At 70.6% G+C, this 231-nt stretch carries 1 pseudogene; it reads right to left on the bottom strand.

Features of this window, described 5'->3' with window-relative positions:
- Positions 1 to 231: pseudogene (locus QWJ41_RS21485) on the bottom strand (ABC transporter permease); the annotation flags it as partial.

The following is a 231-nucleotide window of genomic DNA, read 5'->3' as shown; positions in this document are numbered from 1 at the left end:
TCGAGCACGGCGCCGTTCATCGCCGACGCCGCGAGCATCCCGGGCGCGACGAACTCGGCGTACGGGATCTCGCGGCCGCCGACCTCGAAGCCGCTGATGAGGGCGCCCACCCCCACCCCCAGGGAGAAGAGGTAGAAGACGGGCTCGAGGAAGCCGGTGGCGAAGATCCACCAGACCCGGCGGTAGGCCAGGAAGTTGCGCTGCAGGATCAGCCCGGTGCTCGCGGTCACC

It is taken from the genome of Nocardioides cremeus (assembly GCF_030518195.1).
Classification (GTDB): Bacteria; Actinomycetota; Actinomycetes; order Propionibacteriales; family Nocardioidaceae; genus Nocardioides; species Nocardioides cremeus.
Note: the sequence above shows the minus strand (reverse complement) of the source record. Positions and strands in the feature narration are given on the sequence as shown.